The organism is Novosphingobium pokkalii (assembly GCF_014652855.1).
Classification (GTDB): Bacteria; Pseudomonadota; Alphaproteobacteria; order Sphingomonadales; family Sphingomonadaceae; genus Novosphingobium; species Novosphingobium pokkalii.
Map to the genome: position 1 here is coordinate 115,555 of NZ_BMZP01000005.1, position 21,594 is coordinate 137,148.

At 67.6% G+C, this 21,594-nt stretch carries 14 protein-coding genes; 8 read left to right on the top strand and 6 right to left on the bottom strand.

Annotation, left to right across the window (positions count from 1 at the left end):
- The first annotated feature begins 293 nt into the window (after positions 1-293).
- The 4 genes from nirB to IE191_RS07175 are packed head-to-tail and all read left to right on the top strand — an operon-like array spanning position 294 to position 5,770.
- Positions 294-2,774, top strand: coding sequence for a nitrite reductase large subunit NirB (nirB, locus tag IE191_RS07160; RefSeq protein WP_191323686.1), 2,481 nt, complete (start codon positions 294-296; stop codon positions 2,772-2,774).
- Positions 2,771-3,124, top strand: a complete 354-nt coding sequence (gene nirD / locus IE191_RS07165; protein WP_191323687.1) for a nitrite reductase small subunit NirD — start codon at positions 2,771-2,773, stop codon at positions 3,122-3,124. The genes nirB and nirD overlap by 4 nt, the downstream gene beginning before the upstream one ends.
- Positions 3,121-3,978 (top strand): uroporphyrinogen-III C-methyltransferase, encoded by an 858-nt coding sequence (cobA, locus tag IE191_RS07170; RefSeq protein WP_191323688.1) that lies wholly within the window; start codon positions 3,121-3,123, stop codon positions 3,976-3,978. The genes nirD and cobA overlap by 4 nt, the downstream gene beginning before the upstream one ends.
- 1 nt (position 3,979) lies before the next feature.
- Positions 3,980-5,770, top strand: coding sequence for a bifunctional diguanylate cyclase/phosphodiesterase (locus IE191_RS07175; RefSeq protein WP_229815162.1), 1,791 nt, complete (start codon positions 3,980-3,982; stop codon positions 5,768-5,770).
- On the opposite strand, the gene IE191_RS07180 is transcribed toward IE191_RS07175, so the two are convergent.
- The 5 genes from IE191_RS07180 to IE191_RS07200 all read right to left on the bottom strand — a co-directional run bounded on the left by IE191_RS07180 (position 5,758) and on the right by IE191_RS07200 (position 12,841).
- Complete coding sequence (locus tag IE191_RS07180; RefSeq protein ID WP_191323690.1) at positions 5,758-7,017, bottom strand: alginate export family protein; 1,260 nt, start codon at positions 7,015-7,017, stop codon at positions 5,758-5,760. The two genes, IE191_RS07175 and IE191_RS07180, sit on opposite strands and share 13 nt — an antisense overlap.
- A 248-nt stretch (positions 7,018-7,265) precedes the next feature.
- A complete protein-coding gene (locus IE191_RS07185; protein ID WP_229815163.1) occupies positions 7,266-8,351 on the bottom strand; it encodes an SMP-30/gluconolactonase/LRE family protein in 1,086 nt (361 codons plus the stop codon).
- Positions 8,351-9,925, bottom strand: a complete 1,575-nt coding sequence (locus IE191_RS07190) for a carboxylesterase/lipase family protein (RefSeq protein ID WP_191323691.1) — start codon at positions 9,923-9,925, stop codon at positions 8,351-8,353. Before IE191_RS07190 ends, IE191_RS07185 begins: the two co-directional genes overlap by 1 nt.
- Positions 9,922-10,902, bottom strand: a complete 981-nt coding sequence (locus IE191_RS07195) for an alpha/beta hydrolase (protein ID WP_191323692.1) — start codon at positions 10,900-10,902, stop codon at positions 9,922-9,924. The genes IE191_RS07190 and IE191_RS07195 overlap by 4 nt, the downstream gene beginning before the upstream one ends.
- 55 nt (positions 10,903-10,957) lie before the next feature.
- Positions 10,958-12,841 carry a bifunctional sugar phosphate isomerase/epimerase/4-hydroxyphenylpyruvate dioxygenase family protein gene (locus IE191_RS07200; protein WP_191323693.1) on the bottom strand — a complete coding sequence of 628 codons (1,884 nt, stop codon included), beginning with the start codon at positions 12,839-12,841 and terminating at the stop codon, positions 10,958-10,960.
- Between the two features lie 281 nt (positions 12,842-13,122).
- Between IE191_RS07200 and IE191_RS07205 the strand changes: the two genes are divergently transcribed.
- The 4 genes from IE191_RS07205 (at position 13,123) to IE191_RS07220 (ending at position 19,032) form a co-directional block, all read left to right on the top strand.
- Positions 13,123-13,806, top strand: a complete 684-nt coding sequence (locus IE191_RS07205; RefSeq protein WP_229815164.1) for a TetR/AcrR family transcriptional regulator — start codon at positions 13,123-13,125, stop codon at positions 13,804-13,806.
- Positions 13,807-13,880: 74 nt separating this feature from the next.
- On the top strand, positions 13,881-15,107 hold the full coding sequence (locus IE191_RS07210) for an MFS transporter (RefSeq protein ID WP_191323695.1): 1,227 nt from the start codon (positions 13,881-13,883) through the stop codon (positions 15,105-15,107).
- A 76-nt stretch (positions 15,108-15,183) separates the two neighbouring features.
- A complete protein-coding gene (locus IE191_RS07215; RefSeq protein ID WP_229815165.1) occupies positions 15,184-18,132 on the top strand; it encodes a TonB-dependent receptor domain-containing protein in 2,949 nt (982 codons plus the stop codon).
- 72 nt (positions 18,133-18,204) lie between these two features.
- Positions 18,205-19,032 carry a shikimate dehydrogenase gene (locus IE191_RS07220; protein WP_191323697.1) on the top strand — a complete coding sequence of 276 codons (828 nt, stop codon included), beginning with the start codon at positions 18,205-18,207 and terminating at the stop codon, positions 19,030-19,032.
- 17 nt (positions 19,033-19,049) lie between these two features.
- On the opposite strand, the gene IE191_RS07225 is transcribed toward IE191_RS07220, so the two are convergent.
- Positions 19,050-21,497, bottom strand: a complete 2,448-nt coding sequence (locus tag IE191_RS07225) for an MHYT domain-containing protein (RefSeq protein ID WP_191323698.1) — start codon at positions 21,495-21,497, stop codon at positions 19,050-19,052.
- Between the last annotated feature and the right edge of the window lie 97 nt (positions 21,498-21,594).

Below are 21,594 nucleotides of genomic sequence, written 5' to 3' on the forward strand. Positions count from 1 at the left end.
TCCTCCCTCCGCAAAGCGGGGGGGAGGTGGCAGTCGCGCGGCGACTGACGGAGGGGGCGAGCGACTATTGCTCGCATCTGCAAAAATCCGCTTGGCGGCGCGGCGCGGAGCGTATACCATCACGCCATTAGCTTAAATTCGGCTGGCGCCCAATGGCGGGTGCCCTTGGCGCCGAACGAGGCTCTCTTTCCCCATCGCGTGGCAACGAAGCCGCCCCGACCCATCACCCTTGCGGTGTGCGTTGTGGCGGCCTTTTCGCGTTTGTCCCGCCTGTTTGCAGGAGTTCGTGATCCATGGTTGCCACACCAACCCAACGCCTGGTCGTGATCGGCAACGGCATGGCCGGTTGCCGCGCGGTGGAGGAAGTGCTGGCGCGCGATCCTGCCGCCTACCGGATCACCATTTTCGGCGCCGAGCCGCGCGTGAACTACAACCGGATCATGCTTTCGCCGGTGCTGGCCGGCGAGAAGGCATTCGAAGACATCGTGATCAACGATGCCGGCTGGTATGCCGACAATGCCATCACACTGGTATCGGGCGATCCGGTGGTGGCGATCGACCGCGCGGCGCAGACGGTCACCGCCGCGTCGGGCCGGGTGGAGCCTTATGACCGGCTGCTGTTGGCGACCGGTTCCGATCCGTTCATCATCCCCGTGCCGGGCGCCGATCTGCCCGGCGTGGTCACGTTCCGCGATCTGGATGATGTGGACAAGATGCTGCGCGCGGCCGAGCGCGGCGGCCAGGCCGTGGTGATCGGCGGCGGGCTGCTGGGGCTGGAAGCGGCGCATGGCCTCAGCTTGCGCGGCATGGGCGTGACGGTGATCCACCTGATGCCCACGCTGATGGAGCGCCAGCTTGATGAGGCAGCCGGCTATTTGCTCAAGACCGAGCTGGAGCGGCGCGGGCAGACCATCCTGACCGGGGCGGACACCGCCGAAATCCTGGGCGAGAATGGCCATGTGGCCGGCGTCCGCCTCAAGGACGGACGCGAGATCGCTGCCGACCTGGTGGTCATGGCCGTGGGCATCCGCCCCGCCACCGCGTTGGCCAAGGCCGCCGGGCTGGCGGTGGAACGCGGCGTGGTGGTGGACGATCACATGGTCACCAGCGACCCCGCGATCATGGCCGTGGGCGAATGCGTGCAACATCGCGGCGCGTGCTATGGCCTGGTCGCGCCGCTGTGGGAGATGTGCCGCGCGCTGGCCGATGCCGCCTGCGGCCTCGCCGGTCCGGGCTTTGCCGGTTCGGTTACTTCCACCAAGCTCAAGGTTTCGGGGATCGACCTGTTTTCCGCCGGGGACTTTTCCGGCGGGGCAGACTGCGAGGACATCGTCATGCGCGATGCCGCGCGCGGGCTCTACAAGCGCGTGGTGGTGCAGGACGGGCGCGTGATCGGCGCCGTGCTCTATGGCGATACCGCCGACGGGGCGTGGTATTTCGACCTGCTGCGGCGCGGCACCGATATTGCCGACCTGCGCGACCGCCTGATCTTTGGACAGGCCCATGCGCTGGGCGGCGGGGCGGCAACCGATCCCCTCGCCACCGTGGCCGCCCTGCCCGATGACGCGGAAGTGTGTGGCTGCAACGGCGTGTCCAAGGGCACGGTCATGGCCACGATCGCCGGCGGGGCGTGCAGCCTCGATGCCGTGCGCTCGCAGTGCAAGGCCTCTGCCTCGTGCGGATCGTGCACCGGGCTGGTCGAGCAATTGCTGGCTCTGACGCTGGGCGACGATGTGCAGTCCGGCCCGAAGACGATGTGCAAGTGCACCAGCTTTACCCATGCCGACGTGCGACGCCTGATCGTGGAGCGCGAATTCAAGCTGATCCCGCAGGTCATGCAGGAGTTGAACTGGAGCACGCCCGATGGCTGCGCCTCGTGCCGTCCGGCGCTCAACTATTACCTGCTCTGCGCCTGGCCCGGCCAATACAAGGATGACCAGCAGAGCCGCTTCGTCAACGAGCGGCTCCACGCCAACATCCAGAAGGATGGCTCCTATTCCGTGGTGCCGCGCATGTGGGGCGGGATGACCAACCCCGACGAACTGCGCGCCATTGCCGATGCCACCGAAAAGTATGGCCGCATGGTCAAGGTCACTGGCGGGCAACGGCTCGACATCTTCGGCGTGAAGAAGGAAGACCTGCCGAAGATCTGGGCCGATCTCAACGCTGCGGGCATGGTTTCGGGCCATGCCTATGGCAAGTCCTTGCGCACGGTGAAGACCTGCGTGGGCAGCGAATGGTGCCGCTTCGGCACGCAGGATTCCACCGGCCTTGGCATCGCGATCGAGCGGATGACCTGGGGAAGCTGGATGCCGCACAAGTTCAAGATCGCGGTCAGCGGCTGCCCGCGCAACTGTGCCGAAGCGACGATCAAGGATTTCGGCGTGGTCTGCGTGGACTCGGGCTATGAGCTGCATGTGGGCGGCAATGGCGGCATCCACGTGCGCGCCACCGATCTGCTGTGCAAGGTGGCGACCGAAGCCGAAGCAATGCAGGTCTGCGCCGCGTTCATCCAGCTCTATCGCGAGGAAGCCTGGTACCTCGAACGCACGGCGCCGTGGATCGAGCGGGTCGGGCTGGCCCATGTAAAAGCCCGCCTGTTCGACGCGCCCGATGCGGTCGAGCGCCTGGCGGCGCGATTTGCCTATGCGCAGACATTCATGCAAGACGATCCCTGGGCCCGCCGGGCCGGCGGCGAGGATGCCGAACTGCACCAGCACCTGGGCGAGTTCCGCCCCTTCCCCACCCCCGCGCTTCTGGAGGCCGCAGAATGATCGGCGAATGGCTGGATATCGGACCGGTTGGCCAGATCAGCCCCGGCAATGCCCGCACCCTGCCAGTGCAGGGCGGCGAGGAAATCGCGGTGTTCCACACGCTGGACAACCAGTTCTATGCGCTGGTCAACAAGTGCCCGCACAAGCACGGGCCATTGAGCCAGGGCATTGTCCACGGCGCGGTGGTAACCTGCCCGCTGCATAGCTGGAACATCAGCCTGAAGACCGGGCAAGCCCTGGGCGACGACCAGGGCTGCGTGCCGACCATTCCGGTGCGGGTCGATGCCGGCCGGCTCTATCTGCTGCGCGCCGCCGTGATCGGCGCCACGGCCCCGCGGGCCATGGCATGAGCGCGGCGGATTTCCCTGCGGGCATGGTCTGGCTGGTCGGGGCCGGCCCGGGCGATGCCGACCTGCTCACGCGCAAGGCGGCGCGGTTGATCGGGCAGGCCAGCGTGATCTTTCACGATGCGCTGGTCGGGCCGGACGTGCTGGCCCTGGCCGCGCCGGCGGCGCGGCTGGTCCATGTCGGCAAGCGATCGGGCCGCCATTCGAAAGACCAGGCCAGCATCGACGCGCTGATCGTGCAGGCCGCGCTGGCGGGCGAACGGGTGGTGCGCCTGAAAGGCGGCGATCCGGCGATCTTTGGCCGCGCGGCGGAAGAGCTCGATGCCTGCCGCGCCGCCGGCGTGCCGGCGCGCATCTGCCCCGGCGTGACCGCCGCCAGCGCCGCGGCCGCCAGTCTCGGCGCCTCGCTCACCCTGCGCGGGCTGGCGCGCAAACTCACGCTGATCACCGCCCATGCCCGCGCCGGAGAGCCGCTGGACCTGGATTGGGCCACGCTGGCCGATCCAGAAGCGACGCTCGCGATCTATATGGGCAAGGCCGCAGCGACCGACCTGGCGGATCGATTGATCGCCGCCGGGCTGCCCGGCGACACGCCGGTGGCGATGGTCGAGAACGCCAGCCTGCTGCATGAGCGCGTGTTGCGCACCCGGCTCGATCTGCTCGGCCTGGCCGCGCGCAGCGGGCTGGGCGACGGGCCCGCGCTATTGCTGATCGGCGCGGCAATGGCCCGCGCAAGCCATGCGGAAAACCCGAACGGCGCGGCACAACACAACGTTAAGCAAGCTACCGGCATGATGCCCGGCACCGCAATGGGCAGACCGGCACGCGATGGGCGATTTCCAGAGTCGCATTCTTGAAATGATCGCACGTGGCGCGCCCCTGGCCGCCACGATCGAGCGCCTGTGCCGGGAAGTGGAACGCCGCGCACCGGGCGTGGTGTGCTCGGTGGTGACAGTCGATGGCGCAGGGCGCCTGCATCCGCTGGCCGCGCCCAGCCTGCCGCCGGAACTGCGCACTGCATTCGATGGCTTGGCCATCGGCCCCGGCGTGGGCGCGTGTGGCACGGCCACGGCGCTGGGCGTGGAAGTGATTTCCGCCGACATTGCCAGCGATCCGGCCTGGGCTCCGTTTCGCGACCTGGTGCTGCCCTTCGGCATTCGCGCCTGCTGGTCGCGGCCGATCATGGCCGGACCAGGCAAGCCGGTTGGCGCGTTCGCCTTCTATTATCGCGAACCGCGCGGCCCATCCGCGCTGGAGCGGGTGCTGGTCGATCGCTCCATTGCGCTCTGCGCCATCGCGCTCGATCGCGAACGCCGCGTGGAAGAGCGCGATCGGCGCGCCAACACCGACGGGTTGACCGGGCTACCCAACCGCAGCGCGTTCAACGCGGCGCTGGCGCAAGTGGACTGTAGCCACCCCGGCAACTGGGCGCTGTTCCTGATCGACCTGGACGGGTTCAAGGCGATCAACGATACTTATGGCCATCCCGCCGGCGATGCGCTGCTCGTGCAAGTGGGCCAACGCCTGGCAGACCAGGCCCAACCCGACACCGTCTTCCGCATCGGCGGAGACGAATTCGCCGTGCTGGTGCAGGACGATTCGCACTTGCGCGGCATCGATGCCCTGGCCGAACGCATGATGGAAACCCTGCGCCATCCGGTCAGCGTGCCTGGCCACGTGTTGCGCCCCGGCGGCACGATGGGCATGGCGATCTTTTCTGCCGGTGACGGCACGCCCGAGCGCGTGCAGCAGAATGCGGACTTTGCGCTCTATCATGCCAAAGACGTGGCGCGCGGGGGCTATGTAAGGTTCTGGCCGGGCATCGGCACGCGCATGACCCGGCGGATCACTGCCGTGCGAGAACTGGATGCCGCCCTGCGCGAAGACCGGCTGGTGGCGCATTACCAGCCGATCGTTTACCTGGCCGATGGCACGGTTTGCGGGCTGGAGGCGCTGTGCCGCATCCGCCTGGACCAGCGCATGCTGGCCGCCCAGGCGTTTCACGATGCCACCAGCGATCCGCAGACGGCCAGCGCGCTGACCCGCGAGATGCTCCGCCAGGTGGCACGCGACGCGCGTGCGTGGCTGGACCAGGGCGTGCAGTTCAGACGCGTGGGGATCAACGTCAGCTCGGCCGATCTGCACAGCGCCGGTTTCTTCAACGCCGTGGCCAACGCCTTTGAAGAACAGGGTGTACCGCTGGCCATGGTCATCCTGGAAGTGACCGAAGCAGTCTACATGGACGATGATGCCGGGGTGATCCGCCGCTCCGTCGCGGAATTGCGCGCGCGGGGATTGAAAGTCGCGCTCGACGATTTCGGCACCGGCTTTGCCTCGCTCACCCACCTGATGACCGTGCCGGTCGATTTCATCAAGATCGACAAGTCCTTCATCGATCGCCTCGTTTCCGACCGGCCCAGCCAGATCATCGTCGAAGGCGTGATCGGCATTGCCACCAAGCTGGGCATCCAGGTGATTGCCGAAGGGATCGAGCATGTCGAGCAAGCGGAAATGCTCGCGGCGATGGGCTGCCTTGCGGGACAGGGCTACCTCTATTCCCGCGCGGTGGACACCGATGCGATTGCCGCGCTGGTGCGGCGCGGGCCCATGTTGCCCCAGGCCGCACCAGCGCTGGCTCAAAAGGCGTAATCGGCCTCAAGCCAGAGCTTGCGGGTATCGCTGCCAAACCCGCGCGCACTGTAATCGGCAAACTTGGCGAGAATGCCCAGCTTGCGCCACTTGAAGCCTGCGCTGGCATCCCATTCCCGGCCCAGTGGGCGGTTGCCGGCATCGCTGTGGAAATCGTGCCAGGTAACCCCGGCGTTGAGCCCGGGCAGCGCCTTGACCGGGAAGCTCTTGGCCAGCCCGGCATAGAGATCGCGCAGGCCGGCAGCAGGCGTGGTGAGGAACAGGTCGGCCCAGCCGTTGAACTTGTGCAGCGTGGCCATCGGCGTTTGCAGGGCAATGCCGTGGTCGCTGCCCAGCTTTTCATAGCCGCCGGTGACGGTAAAGCCGCGCGCCGACAGGTTGGCCTCGCCCGCCACGTAATCGGCATCGAAATGCGCGGCATTGTCCGCCCAGGGCCTTTGCCGGGCATAGCTGGACGCGAGCGCCAGTTTCACGCCCTTGGCCAGCGGCAGCGCGGCCGTGGCACGCAGGCAATAGGTCTGGGTATCGGCCAGGGTCAGCGCCAGGGCCGGAACCTGCTCCGCTCGATCATAGTCCAGCAGATAGGCAAAGCCTTTCACGGTGAACGGCCCGTGCCTGAGCCCACCGCCCAGGAACCAGAAGCGCCCGTCATAGGCCGTGCGCCCCTGTGCATCGGCGCCATAGAGCGTGCGCTGGCTTTTGGCATAAGTCACATCGGCAAAGACCGGGCCGAGTGCCAGCTCCGCACGCGCCGCGTCGAACGTCTGCTCGTTCTGCCGCCAGGCCACCGCGCCCACCCAGCGCTGGTCATCCAGGTTGATCACCTGCCGCCCCACGGTGACGCCAAGCGCCTTGGTGCGGTATTGGATCTGCAAGCGGTTGAGCTCCACATTGGCCGGATCGGCGACCACGGCATAGCCCGGCCGGGCGCGCTCGGGCACGAAAGACAGGCCATTGTAATGGCTCACGATCGGCAACGTGCCTTCCATTTCCGCCAGCACGGAAAGATGCGAGGGCGCATGGCGCAATTCCACCCCGCTGCGCAGCCGCAAGGTTACGGCATCGGCGCCCTTGGCAGGCGTATCGACATTTTCCCAGCGCAGCCGCGCGTCGAGCAGCGGATCGAGGCTGATCGTATCGGACAGCGCCACCGGATCACCCGGCGCGGCACCGGGCGCCGCTAGGACTGGCTGGGCGAAAGCCAGTGGCGCGGTCACCAGCGCGGCGGGCAGTAGACGGAGTTTCATCGGCGTTTCCCTTCCTGAACCGTGTTGGAGCCGCCGTCGCCCGCCCGCCGCCCTGGCGCGCGCAACACGAAAAAGCCGCCTCGACTTGATCCGGTGCGGATCAGATCGGGCGGCTTCGTTGCCACGCAATTTCCAGGAACGGCCAGCGGCCCTGAACGGCGCCCCCCTTTGGGCGCCGGCCAGCCGGCTCGATGGCTAAGCTATGCGATTGCGGTGCAGTGCAGCAAGCGGTTTTTACGGCCAGGGCATCACGGCAGGTCGATCACCGCCAGGCGATCGGCCTGGAACGAGCCGAGCCACAGCCGCTGGCCCACCTGCACCGCGCTGGACAGGCCGCTGAAGCCCGGCTGGGGATGGCCATAGGCCACCGTCGCGATGCGGCCGGCAGCGAGATCGACCGCGCCTACCACCCAGCCGCGATGGCACAGCATGGGATCGGCCACCCGACCGCTCACCCGGCGCAGGCCGCCACAGGCCGGCTCGTCCAGCCGCATGCCGGCGGCCAGCAGGCGTCCTTCGCTCCAGTGCACGTTGTCGGGCATGAAATCGGGCGCCACGATGCGGCGCAACGGGCCGCGCCCATCGGCACGGTCGAACACCATCACGGCGTGCCAGCCAAAGGCGACGACGTAGAAATGGCGCTGGTCGGGATCGACTTCCAGCCCGTTGTTGCCCGGCAGGCGCGTGCCCGGCATTTCGCGAAAGCCCGCCTCACCCGGCCGCCATTGCCAGACCGCGCCGGTCGGGTGCCCGTTCATGAAATCGCCGATGGTGGTGCCCGGCGCGGTCAGCACGGTGGCCAGCACTGTACCATCGGCAAAGCGCGCCACGGCATTGGCCACCTGGCCCGCCGGCATCGGCAGGCACCCACGCCATACCAGGCGCGGTCGGGCCGACGCCAAGTCCACATCGAAGACCTCGATCGATTCCCGGCCGCCGTGGTTGACCACCAGCAGGCGCCAGCGGTCGCCTGCCAGCCGCGACAGCGATAGGCCACGCGCGTTGAACAGCGCGGGATCGAGCGGGCTGGGGCATTGCGGCCAGCCCGCTCGATCGGGCAAGACCTGCTCGGCCGCACCGGTGAACCACGGCTGCGCCCGGCGGGCGTCGGTATCCACCAGCTTCAGCCCCTCGCCCGGCGCAAACCCGCTCGACACCAGGAACGGCGTGCCGGGCAGGCGCAGCAGGTCTTCGGGTTTGTTGGAACCGCAGACGTAGGACAATTCGCTGTCGGCGGTGCAATCAGGCCCTGGCCCGGCGCCTTGCCCATGGGTGGCGCCAGCCACGCCCAGCAGCAGCATGGCCATCACCGCGCGCAGTGGCCGCCGCGCCATCAGTCGCGCGGCCGCGCGCTGCGCGGCGCTTCGGCACTGGCCGAGCCGAACTTTGCCATGTCGGCCCAGTGCGGCCAGGGAATCACCGCAGGCTGCTCGCCCAGCAGGACCAGGCGCGGGCGCCGGGAATCGAGCGCAGGCCATGGCCCGATCGGCGCGCTTTGCGGCACGCCGCTGCGGGCAAAGGCGAGCAGGGCACCGGCCATGGTGTCTTCCAGCGCCTGGTCCACCGGCTGCCACGCGCGGGTCTGGCGGAACATGTTCAGCGCCGGGCGGGTGCGCAGCCAATAGGGCACGTCGCCGGTGTGGTAGGCTCCCACCGTGGCCGGATCGTGATCGGAAAAGACCACGCCGGGCACATAGGGCTGGCGACGCGCGAAGAGATAGGCATAGACCGGCTGTGTGCCGAAGCGGCGCTGCGCCGCCGCCCAATCGGCCATCTGCCGCCCCACCGTGGCATCGCGGGCAATGTCTGCCGCCGCGCGCGCCGGATCGCTGCCGGCATAGGCCGCCAGGATGGCATCGGCCGCCGCGCCAAAGCGCGCAGTGACGGCCGCTTTCAGCTCCTGCGGCGTGGTCACCGGCCCCAGCGGGCGGAAGCTTTCATCGCGGGTATAACCGATCAACACCGGCACATCGTTCTGCGCGTGGGCGGCAAAGACCTCTTCCGCGCTGCCGGTGACCACCTGGCCATCGCGCACGATCGGCGCGCGTGGCGTGGTGGCGGCCACGATGCGGTCGCCGGGCAGGCTGCGCATCTCGGCCAGCGAGGCTGCGCCCAGTTCCTTTTGCAGGGCCAGCCCCTGCGCTTCGCCCTGCACCAGCGGCGCCGGGCCGAGCATGCCGCCAAACGGACTGCCGCTCATCGCCACGGCGCGGGCGAACAGGCCGCGCGCCATCGGGCTCAGTTGCAGCAACGCGACCGACATCGCGCCGGCCGACTGGCCCACGATCGTCACGTTGTCGGGATCGCCGCCGAACCGCGCGATGTTGCGCTTGACCCATTGCAGCGCGGCGATCTGGTCCATCAGACCATAATTGCCCGAGCCATGGCCGCTTTCGGCCGAAAGCGCGGGATGGGCGAGGAAGCCGAGCGCGCCGACGCGATAGGCGATGTTGACCCGCACCACCCCTTCGCGCGCCAGCGGCTCGCCCGAATAGTTGGCCATGGAGGCCGAGCCGATGTTGAACCCGCCGCCATAGATCCACACCACCACTGGGGCCTTGGCCGCCTTGGCCGGCGCCCAGATGTTGAGGTAGAGGCAGTCCTCGCTGGTCGCTTCGTTGCCGAAATAGTGGTTCTGCAACGATCCACGCAGCGGTTGCAGGCATTCGGGCGCAAAGCGATCGGCATGGAGCGTGCCCTGCCAAGGCACGACGGGCTGTGGTGGTTTCCAGCGCAAGTCGCGCAGCGGCGGCGCGGCAAAGGGCACGCCCAGCCAGGCAACCACCCCCGATGGCAGGGTGGTGCCCTCCACCTGCCCGCCATCGACGGCGATCGGTTCGGCTTGCGCCGGGGCGGCAAGCCCTGCCCCCAGCCCGAGCGCCAGCGCGGCCAGCAGACGCCCGATCATTTGCCCTTGCCGGCCGGTGCCGGAACCTTGAGCACGCGGTGGAAGAAATCGAACGTGGCGTTGAGCGCCTGCATCGAGGCCGCGTGGGTTTCCGCCGCGCTGCGCCCGATGAAGCTGTGATCGACATGGGGGATATAGATCGCCTGCACCGGAACGCCGGCGGCCTTGAGCGCGGCCTCGCCCAGATGCGATTGCGCCACCGGCACGGTCTTGTCTTCCTCGCCATGGATCAGCAGGAACGGCGGGTCCTTGGCGTCGATATAGGTCACCGGGCTGACGCTGCGGATCTTGTCGGCGCTGCATGGCCCGTCACAGCCCAGCAGCCGGGCGCCGGCCGAATTGCCATCGGGCGTGGCGTTCATCCCGGCAAAGTCATAGACGCCGTACCACGTCACCGCGCCCTGCACGCAGGTATCCGCGCCCGCAGCGGGATCGAGCGTGGTGTTGCGGCAGGTGAGCGCGGTCAGGGCCGTCAGGTGTCCGCCGGCCGAACCACCCCACAGCGCAACCCGCGCCGGATCGATGGCATATTGCGTGGCATGCCCGCGCAAGAAGCGCAGCGCGGCATTGGCATCCTGCACCTGTGCGGGAAAGCGCGCTTCGCCCGACAGGCGATATTCCAGGCTCGCCACGGTAAAGCCTTCGGCGGCCAGCGCGGCCAGAACATTGGGCCAATCGGCAAAGGCGCCGGAATGGCGGGTGTGGCCGGCCATCCAGCCACCGCCGTGGATATAGAGCACCAGCGGATGCGGCCCCTTGCCCGCCGGCACATAGATATCCAGCGCCTGCGGGCGATAGCCAGGCAACTGCTGATAGGTCACGTCGCGCCAGGCCTTCACCCCGCCGGGAAAGGCCACCGGCACCTGGGGAAAGCGATCGGCCAGCACCGGCTTGGCCTCGGTGGGAAAATCACGGGCGTGCAGCGGCGTTGCGGCCAGCGCAGCCAGGCTCAGCGCAGCGGTCAGGCGTGCGAACATCAGGTCTCTCTCCATGGCTTGTTATGATTGTTGACGGCCGGGATGCCCCGGCGGTTCAGTCGGGAAAGTCGGGCTTGTGGCGCGCTTGCGCGGCCAGGCGGATCGGGGCGTTGATCGCGCCATATCCGGCATAGCCCCGCCGCTCGACCACTTCGAAGAACACGCGGCGGGCAAAGGCGCGGCTGTAGAACTGGAGGTATTCGGCCTCGCCGTCGCGGTCATAGAGAATGTCGCGCGCGGCCATTGCATCGATCAGGTCGGGCTCCAGGCCCCAGCGCGCTTCCAGATCGTCGAAGTAGTTGCGCGGGATTTCCAGGCGCGGCAGCCCTTGGGCATGGGCGGCATCGGCCACGGCCATGATATCGTCGGTGGCAAAGGCGATATGCTGCACCCCGGCCCCGAAATAGTTCTGGATGAAGCGCGAGGTCAGCGATTGCGCGGCGAGCGAGCCGTTGAGCGTGAAGCGCACCGAGCGATCGGCGTTTTCCACCGCCTGGCTCTGGATCAGGCCCATGGGATCGGCAATGTCGAGTTGCGGGGTCTTCTCCACGTCGAACAGCGCGACGTAGAACAGCAGCCAGCTCAGGAACTCCTCGTATTGCATGGTCTGCGCCACGTGGTCGATGCGCAGGCGGGGGCCGGGCGCGGGATTTTCCAGGGCATGGGGAAACTCGTGCGCCCACATCGCTGCGCGGGTGGCCGCATCGACGAAGTAGATCAGGCTGCCGCCCACCCCGCGCACGCTGGGAATCGGCCATTCGTCGGGCGCCAGCGCCTGCTGGAAGCGCGGCACGCGCAGGAAATCGGCCCGCGCCAGGGCGCCGGGCACATCGTCCACCGCCAGCCCGAGCGCGCAGACCGAGGCGCCGTGGACCACGTCGAAACTGTGCGCCAGGCCTTCGGGCTCGCAGTTGATGACGATGTTGACCGGGTCTTCCACACCTTGTGTCCAGCGCGTGACATCCTTGCTGCGATGGCGCGCGGTGGGGCGAAAGCCCAGCGGGCGGAGCATGGCGGCGAGGTTTTCGGCCTCTTCGTGGCTGGCGGCGAATTCGATGAATTCCACTCCGCTGGTCTTCACGCGCGGCGGCAGCGCGGCGGCCGAGGGAGAAGGCCGCGTGATCCCGCCCTCCATCAGGCGCAGGGCGCGATAGCCATCGAGCGCCACGCCGCTGGCCGATCCGGCGCGGAAGCGGTCGTTGAAGATTTCCAGGCTCCAATAGCCCTGATAGCCGATCTTGCGGATCGCGCCGGCCCAATCGTCCAGCGGGAAATCGCCCTGCCCGGGCATGGAGCGAAAATGGCGGCTCCAGCCCAAGTGGTCCATGTCGAGCATCGGGGCATCGGCCACCTGCACGATGAACAGCTTGTCGGCGCGGATATCGCCGATGCTGGACGAGGGAATCTTGCGCGAAAGCGAGTGAAACGAATCGAGCACCAGCCCCAGCGCGGGATGATCGGCATCGCGCACGATGCCCCAGGCTTCGCGGTGATCGTGGACATGGCGGCCCCAGGCCAGCGCTTCATAGCCCAGGCGCAGGCCGCGCGCGGCGGCCCGCTCGGCCGCTTCGGTGAGGTCGGCAATCGTGCGTTCGCGATCGCAATCGGCGAGCGGCGAGCAACTGGAGCAGACCAGCAACAGATCGGTGCCCAGTTCCTGCATCACGTCGAACTTGCGCTCAAGCCGGTCGAACGCGCGGGCGCGCTGCGGCTCGGGCAGGCCGTCGAGGTCGCGGAACGGCTGGAACATCGTGCAGGCCAGGCCAAGGTCTTGCATCATCGCGGCAATTTCGCGCGCAGAGAGATGCGTGGAGAGCAGGTCGTTCTCGAAAATCTCCGCCCCGTCGTACCCGGCATCGGCGATCGCGCGCAGCTTGGCGTCGAGCGTGCCCGAGATCGAGACAGTGGCGATGGAGGTCTTGAACGCGGGATTGGTCATGGCCGTCTGCCGATTGTTGCCTTTGGTTTCCTGCCCCGGAGGGAGGCCTATCACGGGCCGATGCTTGACAAAAGCAAAATTGTTAGGGACTAGTTCGTTACATTAATTCGACACGCAAGGACAGGGCAGGCCGGCACAAGCGCGGGCCAAAGCCTTGCAACGAGGGACAGGTGCGGCAAGGAAGGGCAGACGGCGCAGCAAAGGCAGCGCCCGCAGCGATGCGGGGCCAGCCCCGCTTGCGCCCGATTGCCCAGGAGAGTCCCTTGCCCAAAGCGAATTCCGTGCCCGAAGACGCTTCCGAACCTGATGCAACGCCCGGAGCGGCGCCGGCCAAGGCGCCGCGCCGGTCGCGCGCCGAAACGCGCGAGGCCGCGATCAACCAGATCGTGGACATCGCCACCCAGGAATTCGTGGAAAAGGGGCTGGCCGGGGCGCGCATCGACGAGATCGCGGGCAAGGCCACCAAGCGCAAGATCTATTACTATTTCGACGGCAAGGAAGAACTCTACCGCGCCGTGCTGGAACGCGCCTATCGCCAGGTGCGCGACAGCGAGGCGCAAGTGGACATCACCAGCGGCACTGCCCCGGAAGCGCTGCGCCGCCTGATCGAGCATGACGTGCACTATCATGCGCGTCATCCCGAACTGGTGCGCCTGGTGATGAACGAGAACATCCACCGCGCCCAGCATCTCAAGCAGATTGCCGACCTGCCCGATCGCAACCACAGCGTGATCGAAATCCTGCGCCGCCTGCTCGCGCGGGGCGAGGCCGAAGGCAGTTTCCGCCCCGGGATCGATCCGGTGGATCTGCATCTCAACATGACGGCGCTGGCGTTCTACAACGTTTCCAACCAGTTCACCTTTGCCCACAATTTCGGCGTGGACATGACCAGCGACAGCGCGCTGGCCCGCCGGGCAAGCCAGGTGGCAGACATCATCATTGCCTGGGTGACACGCCGGGACTGAACGCCGGGCGCGACGCTTGCCGCCGCGCCGGCCTTTCCCGCAAGCACCCGGCGCAGGCGGGAGAGAGACAAGGCATGGCCACCCCCATTACAGCAAGCGCCGGCACGAGCCCGGCGCAATGGACCCGCACGGGCCTGGCCATCGTGGCCCTGTGCTTTGCCATCAACATGGCCGATGGCATCGACGTGACGATCCTGTCGTTCATCGCCCCCCGGCTTCAGGCAGACTGGGGCATCGGCGCCGATACCATGGGCCTGCTGTTCGGCGCCGGCCTGGTCGGCATGGCGATCGGCGGCATGGGCATCGCGCCGCTGGCCGACCGGCTGGGGCGCCGCCGCATCATCCTGGCCGCCCTTGCCCTGATGTCGGCCGGCATGGTGGCCAGCGGCTTCGCCACCTCGGTGCCGATGCTCTATGGCCTGCGCGTGGTCGTCGGCATGGGCATCGGCACGGTGCTGGCCGCGATGGCCGCCTTGGCCGCCGAATCCGCCCCGGCCGCGCAACGCAACCTGGCCGTGGGCATTGTCCAGGCCGGCTATCCCTTTGCCGCCGTGTTCACCGCGATCCTGACCGCCCATCTCCTGCCAGTGTGGGGCTGGCACCGCCTGCTGCTTGCCGCCGGGGGCCTGACCGTGGTGCTGTTTCCCGCCGCGATGGCCATCCTGCCGCTAGGCGTTGCCACGCCGAGCGGGGCGAGCGAGGCGGGCCGCATCGGTGATCTGCTGTCTCCCACGTTTCGCGCCCGCACCCTGGCGCTGTGGGCGGCGGTGTTCTGCGGGCTGATGGTGCTCTATTTCATCGTGAGCTGGATCACCAAGCTTTCGATCCAGGCGGGCCTTTCGGAGACCGACGGCATCTATGCCGGCGCGCTCTACAACTTCGGCGCCTTCATCGGCACGGCGGGGATGAGCGTGCTAGCCGTGCGCGTGCCGCTCGGCCGGCTGGTGCCGGGCATGCTGGTGGGCGCCGGGATTGCCATGCTGGTGTTCGGATCGGTGGCGATGCCGGTGGCGGCCACGCTGGCCCTGGCCTTTGCCATCGGGGTGCTGTTGCAGGGCGGCTACAACGGCGTGTGGCCGCTGGCCGCCTCGGTCTATCCGGCGCGCATGCGCGCCACCGGGGTGGGCTGGGCGATTGGCCTGGGCCGCGCCGGCGCGGTGATCGGGCCAATGCTCGGCGGCTGGCTGATGGCCGCCAAGGCTCCGTTGCCGCTGCTGTTTGCCGCCTATTGCGTGCCGCTGCTGGCCTGCGCTGCCGCCGCGTTCGCGGTCGACAGACTATCTCGGCGTGTTTCGGAATAATTTGACAGGAACTAGTTCGTAACATAAATGAGTCGTCGGAAGGCGAAACGGCAAACGTTCGCCAGGGAGGATGACCATGCGTTTGGAAGGCACCCGTCTCGTGCTGTCCGCGTCTGCGCTGAGCGTGGCCGTGGCTCTTGCAACCCCGGCATTGGCGCAAGCAGCGCCCCAGGCGGACAGTCCGCCGGCAGCCGAACCGGCCCAGCCGGACGTCAAGGAAATCGTGGTGACCGGCTCGCTGATCCAGCGGCCCAACAACACCGCCGTCAGCCCGATCGTCTCGGTCAGCAACGAAGCGATCAAGGCCAGCGGCAACGTCAACCTGCAAGACGCGCTCAACCAGCTTCCCGGCTTCACCGCATCGGGCAACTCCGGCACCGGCGGCCAGGGCACCGGCGGGCGCGCCTCGGTCAACCTCCATGGTCTTGGCCCCAACCGCAACCTCGTGCTGCTCGATGGCAAGCGCCTGCCGCTGTCCGACATTTCCGGCACGGTCGATACCAACATCATCCCGGAATCGATCATCGGCGGCGTCGACGTGATCACCGGCGGCGCTTCGGCGGTCTATGGCTCCGACGCCATGTCCGGCGTGGTCAACTTCAAGACCCTGCGCAGCTTCGACGGCGTCAAGGCCGATGTGCAGAACACGATCAGCGAAAAGGGCGATGCCTTCAAGTTCTCCGGCTCGATCGCGTTCGGCAGCAGCTTTGCCCAGGATCGCGGCCATGTGATCGCGGCCTTCAGCTATACCGACCAGGATCCGCTGAACGGCAGCAAGCGCAGCTTCTTTTCCGACAAGACGCCCTCGTCCTACATCGGCACCGGCACCTTCGTGCCCAACGCCACCAATGCGCCCAACGCGGCCGTGGTGCAGTCGGTGTTCGGCAGCTATGGCGTGACCAGCACGATCAATCCGCTGCTCAACCTGGGCTTCAACAACGACGGCACGCTGTTCGTGCAGACCGGCGCGGTCAACTACAAGGGCCAGACCAACACCGGCGGCTATGCCATCGTCAACGGCAACGTGCGCATGCCGGTGGGCCAGCAGACCGATTTCCTGAACGGCCTCAAGCGCAAGACCGCCTTCGTCAAGGCGGACTATGACCTGACGCCCGACCTGACGCTCTATGGCCAGTTCCTGTTCGTCGATCTCAACGTCCACACCGCCAGCGGCGGCACGCTGACCCAGTTCGGCCAGCTCACCACCATCCCGGTGACCAACCCCTTCATCCCGCAGGACCTGCGCACGATCCTGGCCTCGCGCCCCAATCCCACGGCCAATTTCCTGTGGAACGGGCGCTATGTCGGCCTGCCCTACAAGAGCTGGGACGAAGACTATACTGTCCAGCAGTACATGGCTGGCCTGAAAGGCAACATCGCGCCGGGCTGGACCTTCGACCTCTATGGTTCCTATGACCAGTCGGTCCACAACCAGACGATGCACAACGCGGTGGTCAAGAGCCGGGTGCAGACCCTGCTCAGCGCCGCCGATGGCGGGGCCTCGATCTGCCAGGGCGGCTTCAATCCGTTTGGCGATGCCAATGCGCGCAGCATCTCGGCCGCCTGCGCCGCCTATATGACCAAGGACGCGGTCAGCACCGAGCGCCTGGGCCAGACCCAGTTCCAGGGCCAGGTCAACGGCAAGCTGTTCGATCTCGGCGCCGGCCCGGCGCAGATCGCGCTCGTCGCCAGCTATCGCAAGAACACCTACAACTATCGGCCCGACAGCGATCTCCAGACCCAGAACCTGGAAGCCGTCACGGCCTCGCAGCCTGCGACGGGCCGCATCTCGGTCAAGGAACTGGCCGGCCAGATCGACATTCCGCTGGTCGCCGACAAGCCATTCATGCGCGAGTTGGGCATCGGCGCGGCGGCGCGCGTGTCCGACTATTCCACCACGGGTACGGTGACAAGCTACGAGGCCGACGCGCGCTGGCGCCCGACCGAGACGATCATGCTGCGCGGCAGCTATCAGCGTGCGGTGCGCGCGCCCAATATCGGCGAACTGTTCTCGCCGCAGCAGGGCACGCAGTTGGTGATCGGCACGCCGCCGGGCTCGCTGGGCGACCCATGCGACTATCGCTCCACCGCGCGTTCGGGCACCAATGGCGCGCAAGTCGCCGCGCTCTGCGTCGCGCAGGGTGTGCCGCAGGCCGCGATCGGCAGCTACACCTTCCCGACCACGGCCACGGGCCAGCTCGTTTCGGGCAATCTGGGCCTGCGCCCGGAACGCGCCGACACGTTCAACGCCGGCATTGTGTTCAACGCGCCGCGCGGCGGTGGGTTCTTCGGCGATTTCTCGTTCTCGGTCGATTACTACAACATCTCGATCAAGAACGTGATTTCCACCGTGCCGGGCCTCACCGTGCTGTCCAAGTGCTACAACCTGGATGGCAGCAATTCCACCTACTCCAACACCAACCCCTATTGCGCGCTGATCCAGCGTGACAGCAACGGCCAGTTGGTCAACGTGGTGACGCCTTACCTCAATCTTGGTGCGCTCAAGACCGATGGCGTGGAGATGCAGGTCAACTGGGCCACGCCGGCACGGTTCATCGGCAACACCGGCAAGATCTACGCCACCACCACGGTTGGCTGGCTCCATGCCTACAAGGTGCAGCTCCTGCCCGGCGGGGCAGAGCTGGACTATACCAACATCAGCAACGGCGCAGCCGGCCCCAGCTCGGTGCCACCGCGCGCCACGCCGCGCTGGAAAGCGCTGACCACGCTGGGCTACCGCTCCGACGCCATGGGCATCGGCCTGCGCTGGCGCTTCCAGAGCGCGATGAAGGACGCCAGCGCGGTGCTCACGCCCAGCAATGCCCAAGTCGGTGTCGCCGCCTACAATCTCTATGACCTGTTCGGCAACGTGAAGGTCGGCAAGATGTTCGAGCTGCGCGGCGGGGTGACCAACCTGCTCAATGCCAAGCTGCCCTATGTCGCCAGCTCGCAGAACGGCACGGACGTGGCGCTCTATGATCCCATCGGTCGCTCGTTCTATATCGGTGCGCGGGTTACCTTCTGATCCACCCTGCCCCGGCGCCCGCTTCCCTGCGAGGCGGGCGTCGGAGCCTTTTATGCAAAGACAAAGGTACTGATGATCCGCTCCGGGCTACTTGGTCGCGCCATCCTGGCATCCAGCTCTCCGCGCCTGCATGAAGAGGAAGGCCGCGCCCTCGGCCTGGAGCTGACGTACGAACTGTTCGATTTCACCCAGCGTGGGCTGGACGATGCAGACCTGGCGGCCACGGTCGCAAGCCTCAAGGACCAGGGCTTTGCCGGGTTCAACGTCACCTATCCGTTCAAGCAGGCGATCATGCCGTTGATGGACGACCTCGCGCCCAGCGCCCAGGCCGCCGGCGCGGTCAACACCGTCGCCATCCGCGACGGCCGCCTGATCGGCCACAACACCGACATGCCCGGCTTTCGCGACAGCCTGCTTGCCGGCCTGCCCGGCGCGCGGCTCGATCATGTCATTCAACTCGGGGCGGGGGGTGCGGGATCGGCCGTGGCCAACGCGCTGCTTTCACTGGGCGTGGCGCGGCTGGAACTGGTCGATCCCGACTCCGCCCGCGCCCAGGCCCTGGCAGGCGAACTCGCCGAACGTTATCCCGACGCGCAGGTTACGGCCACGCCGCACGACCGGCTCGATACCGCACCGGCCCAGGGCATCGTCAACGCCACGCCGATCGGCATGGCCGCCAAGCCGGGCACGCCGATCCCGCCAGACGCTATCGCCCCGCACCACTGGCTGGCCGACATCATCTATTTCCCGCTGGAAACCGAGCTGCTTCGGGTCGCACGAAGCAAGGGCTGCCGGGCCATCAACGGCATCGGCATGGTCGTGGGCCAGGCCGCGCTCGCGTTCGAGATCATCACCGGGCACAAGCCTGACGCGGAACGCATGAAGCGCAGCCTTGGCTAAGGGCTTTGGGGCTAACCCTAGGCGCGGGCAATGGCCTCGGCCAGGCGATCCGTGGCAAACGGCTTGCGCAGCACGATCGCCTCCGGGCCGGCCACGGCCTCGATCGCGGCCAGATCGGCAAACCCGCTCATGAACACGATGCGCAGCGCGGGATGGCGGCGGCCGAGTTCGGCGGCGAGTTCCGCGCCGGTCATGCCGGGCATCGCATAATCGAGCACGGCCACCTCGGGCAGGGTGTGCCCTTCACGCGTCACGGTTTCCAGCAACGCGAGGGCCGCCGGGCCATCGCCCACGGCCTGCACGTCGTGACCAAGATCCGTCAGCGCGGCGGCGAGCGCGCGGCGCAAGTCGGGATCGTCGTCCACCAGCAGCACGTGCGCCGCGCCGCTGCCGGCACCGGCGGGCGCGGGCAGTGCATCCTCGTCATGCTGGGCGCCGGCGGTGCGCGGCAGGAACAATCGCACGCTGGTGCCCTTGCCCGGCGCGCTGGTTATGCGCACCGCGCCGCCGATCTGGCGCATGCTGCCATAGATCTGCGCCAGGCCAAGCCCGGTGCCCTTGCCCACCGGCTTGGTGGTGAAGAACGGCTCCATCGCGCGGCGCAGGGTGTCTTCATCCATCCCGGCGCCGGTATCGGTGACGCAGACCACGACATAGCGCCCATCGGCAAGATCCGCCTCGCCCTGCGCGACATGCGCCTCCAGCGCGATGGTCAGTTGGCCGCCGGCCGGCATGGCATCGCGCCCGTTCACCGCCAGGTTGAGCACGGCCATTTCCAGTTGCGTGGGATCGGCCAGCGCCGCCCAGTCCTCGGCATCCACTGTGGCAAGGCGGCATTCCAGCCCGATCAGCGGCCCAAGCGTTCGGATCAGCATCGGCCGCAGGCGCTCGATCACCAGCGCCGGATCGAGCGCCTGGGTGGCCAGTCGCTGCGTGCGCGAGAACGCCAGCAGTTGCGCGATCAGGTTGGCTGCGCGCTGGGCCGCCTGGCGGCCTTCCCCGGCCAGGCGCTCCACCCGCGCGGCATCGCCGCTGCGCCGCGCGATCAGATCGAACGAGGCCAGGATCGCGCCCAGCACATTGTTGAAATCGTGAGAAAGGCCCGCAACCAGTTGGCCCATCGCCTCCATCTTCTGGCTCTGCACCAGGGCTTCCTGCGCCGCGCGCAACTCGCTGGTGCGCGCCTCCACCCGCGCTTCCAGCGTGGCGTTCAATTCGCGCAACTGCGCGGCGATGGCGGCGCGTTCGCTGACCAGGCGGGTGCGTTCGGCGATTTCCTCCAGGAATGCGATGTCATCGGCGTGCCACTGGCGCGGCGCCCGGTCGTTGAGGAACAGGGTCATGCGCAAGCGCCCATCGCGCAGGAATGGCACAACCAGGATCGCGCGGGTCTCAAGCCGTCGGGATGTTGCCAGTCCGCGCGCATCGACGCGCGGATCGCTTTCCAACAGATCGCCCGCCACCACGGTTTCCCCACGCTCAAGCCTGGCCATGAGTGCTGCGCCGAAATCGGCAGCCGGGAATCGCCCCAGCAAAGTGGGTGCACTGCCGTCCGTCCAACAGACATTGCACTCGAACATGTCTTCCTCGGCCAGCAACTGGCCAAAGCCCGCGCGGCCGACCGCGAAATGCTGGCCCATCAGCGCGGCAATCTGGTGCAGCGCGGCGTCGGTATCGTAATCGCGCAGCACGTCGGCGATCTTGAGGCGCAGGGCGATCCGGGCCTCGCGCCGGGCGATCTTGTGAAACACCCGCTCCAGCCAGGCCGCGCCCAGGGCAATGGCCAGGATCAGCAGCGTGATCGCGGCAATCAGCACGGCGAGCACGGTCTGCCCCACACCGCTGGCAGCCATGTCGGCACCGTGGCGATGGTCCATCGTAAAGATCGCCGCCCGCATCCCGGCATAGTGCATGCCGGCAATCGCCAGCCCCATCAGCCCGGCTGCCCCCAGCCGCATGCCCAGGGCCTGGTCACGCCCGGCGAACCACAGCGCTGCCGTCGCCGCGCCGATGGCGATCACCACCGAGATCGCCAGCCAGACCGGATCATAATGCATCGCCGCATTCATGCGCATCGCAGCCATGCCGACGTAGTGCATGGCCACCACGCCCAGGCCCATGCACAGCCCGGCCGCAGCCAGCCGACCGCGCGATTGCGCGGTGCTGTCCAGCGTGGCAAATCCCGCCCCGGTAAAGGCGATGGCGATGGCCAGGGACAGCAGCGTCAGCCCCAGGTCATAGCCCATGTCCATGCCCGGCAGGCGAAAGGCCAGCATGGCCACGAAATGCATCGCCCAGATGCCACCGCCCAGCGCCACGGCCGCCGCCACCAGCCACACCCGCCGCGCGGCGCCCTGCCCGGCACGCACCCGGCCCGCCAAGCTCAGCGCCGTGAACGAGGCAAAGACCGCGATCAGAATCGAGAGAACGACCAGATTGGCCTCATGCATTCCGGTCGTGATCATGCCCCCCTGCTCCCATAGAACCAAGGCGCGGGCAATGCCCTCATGGAGCATACCCACGACCTTGGCTGGCACGAGCAACGCGCCAGGTCAGGAATAG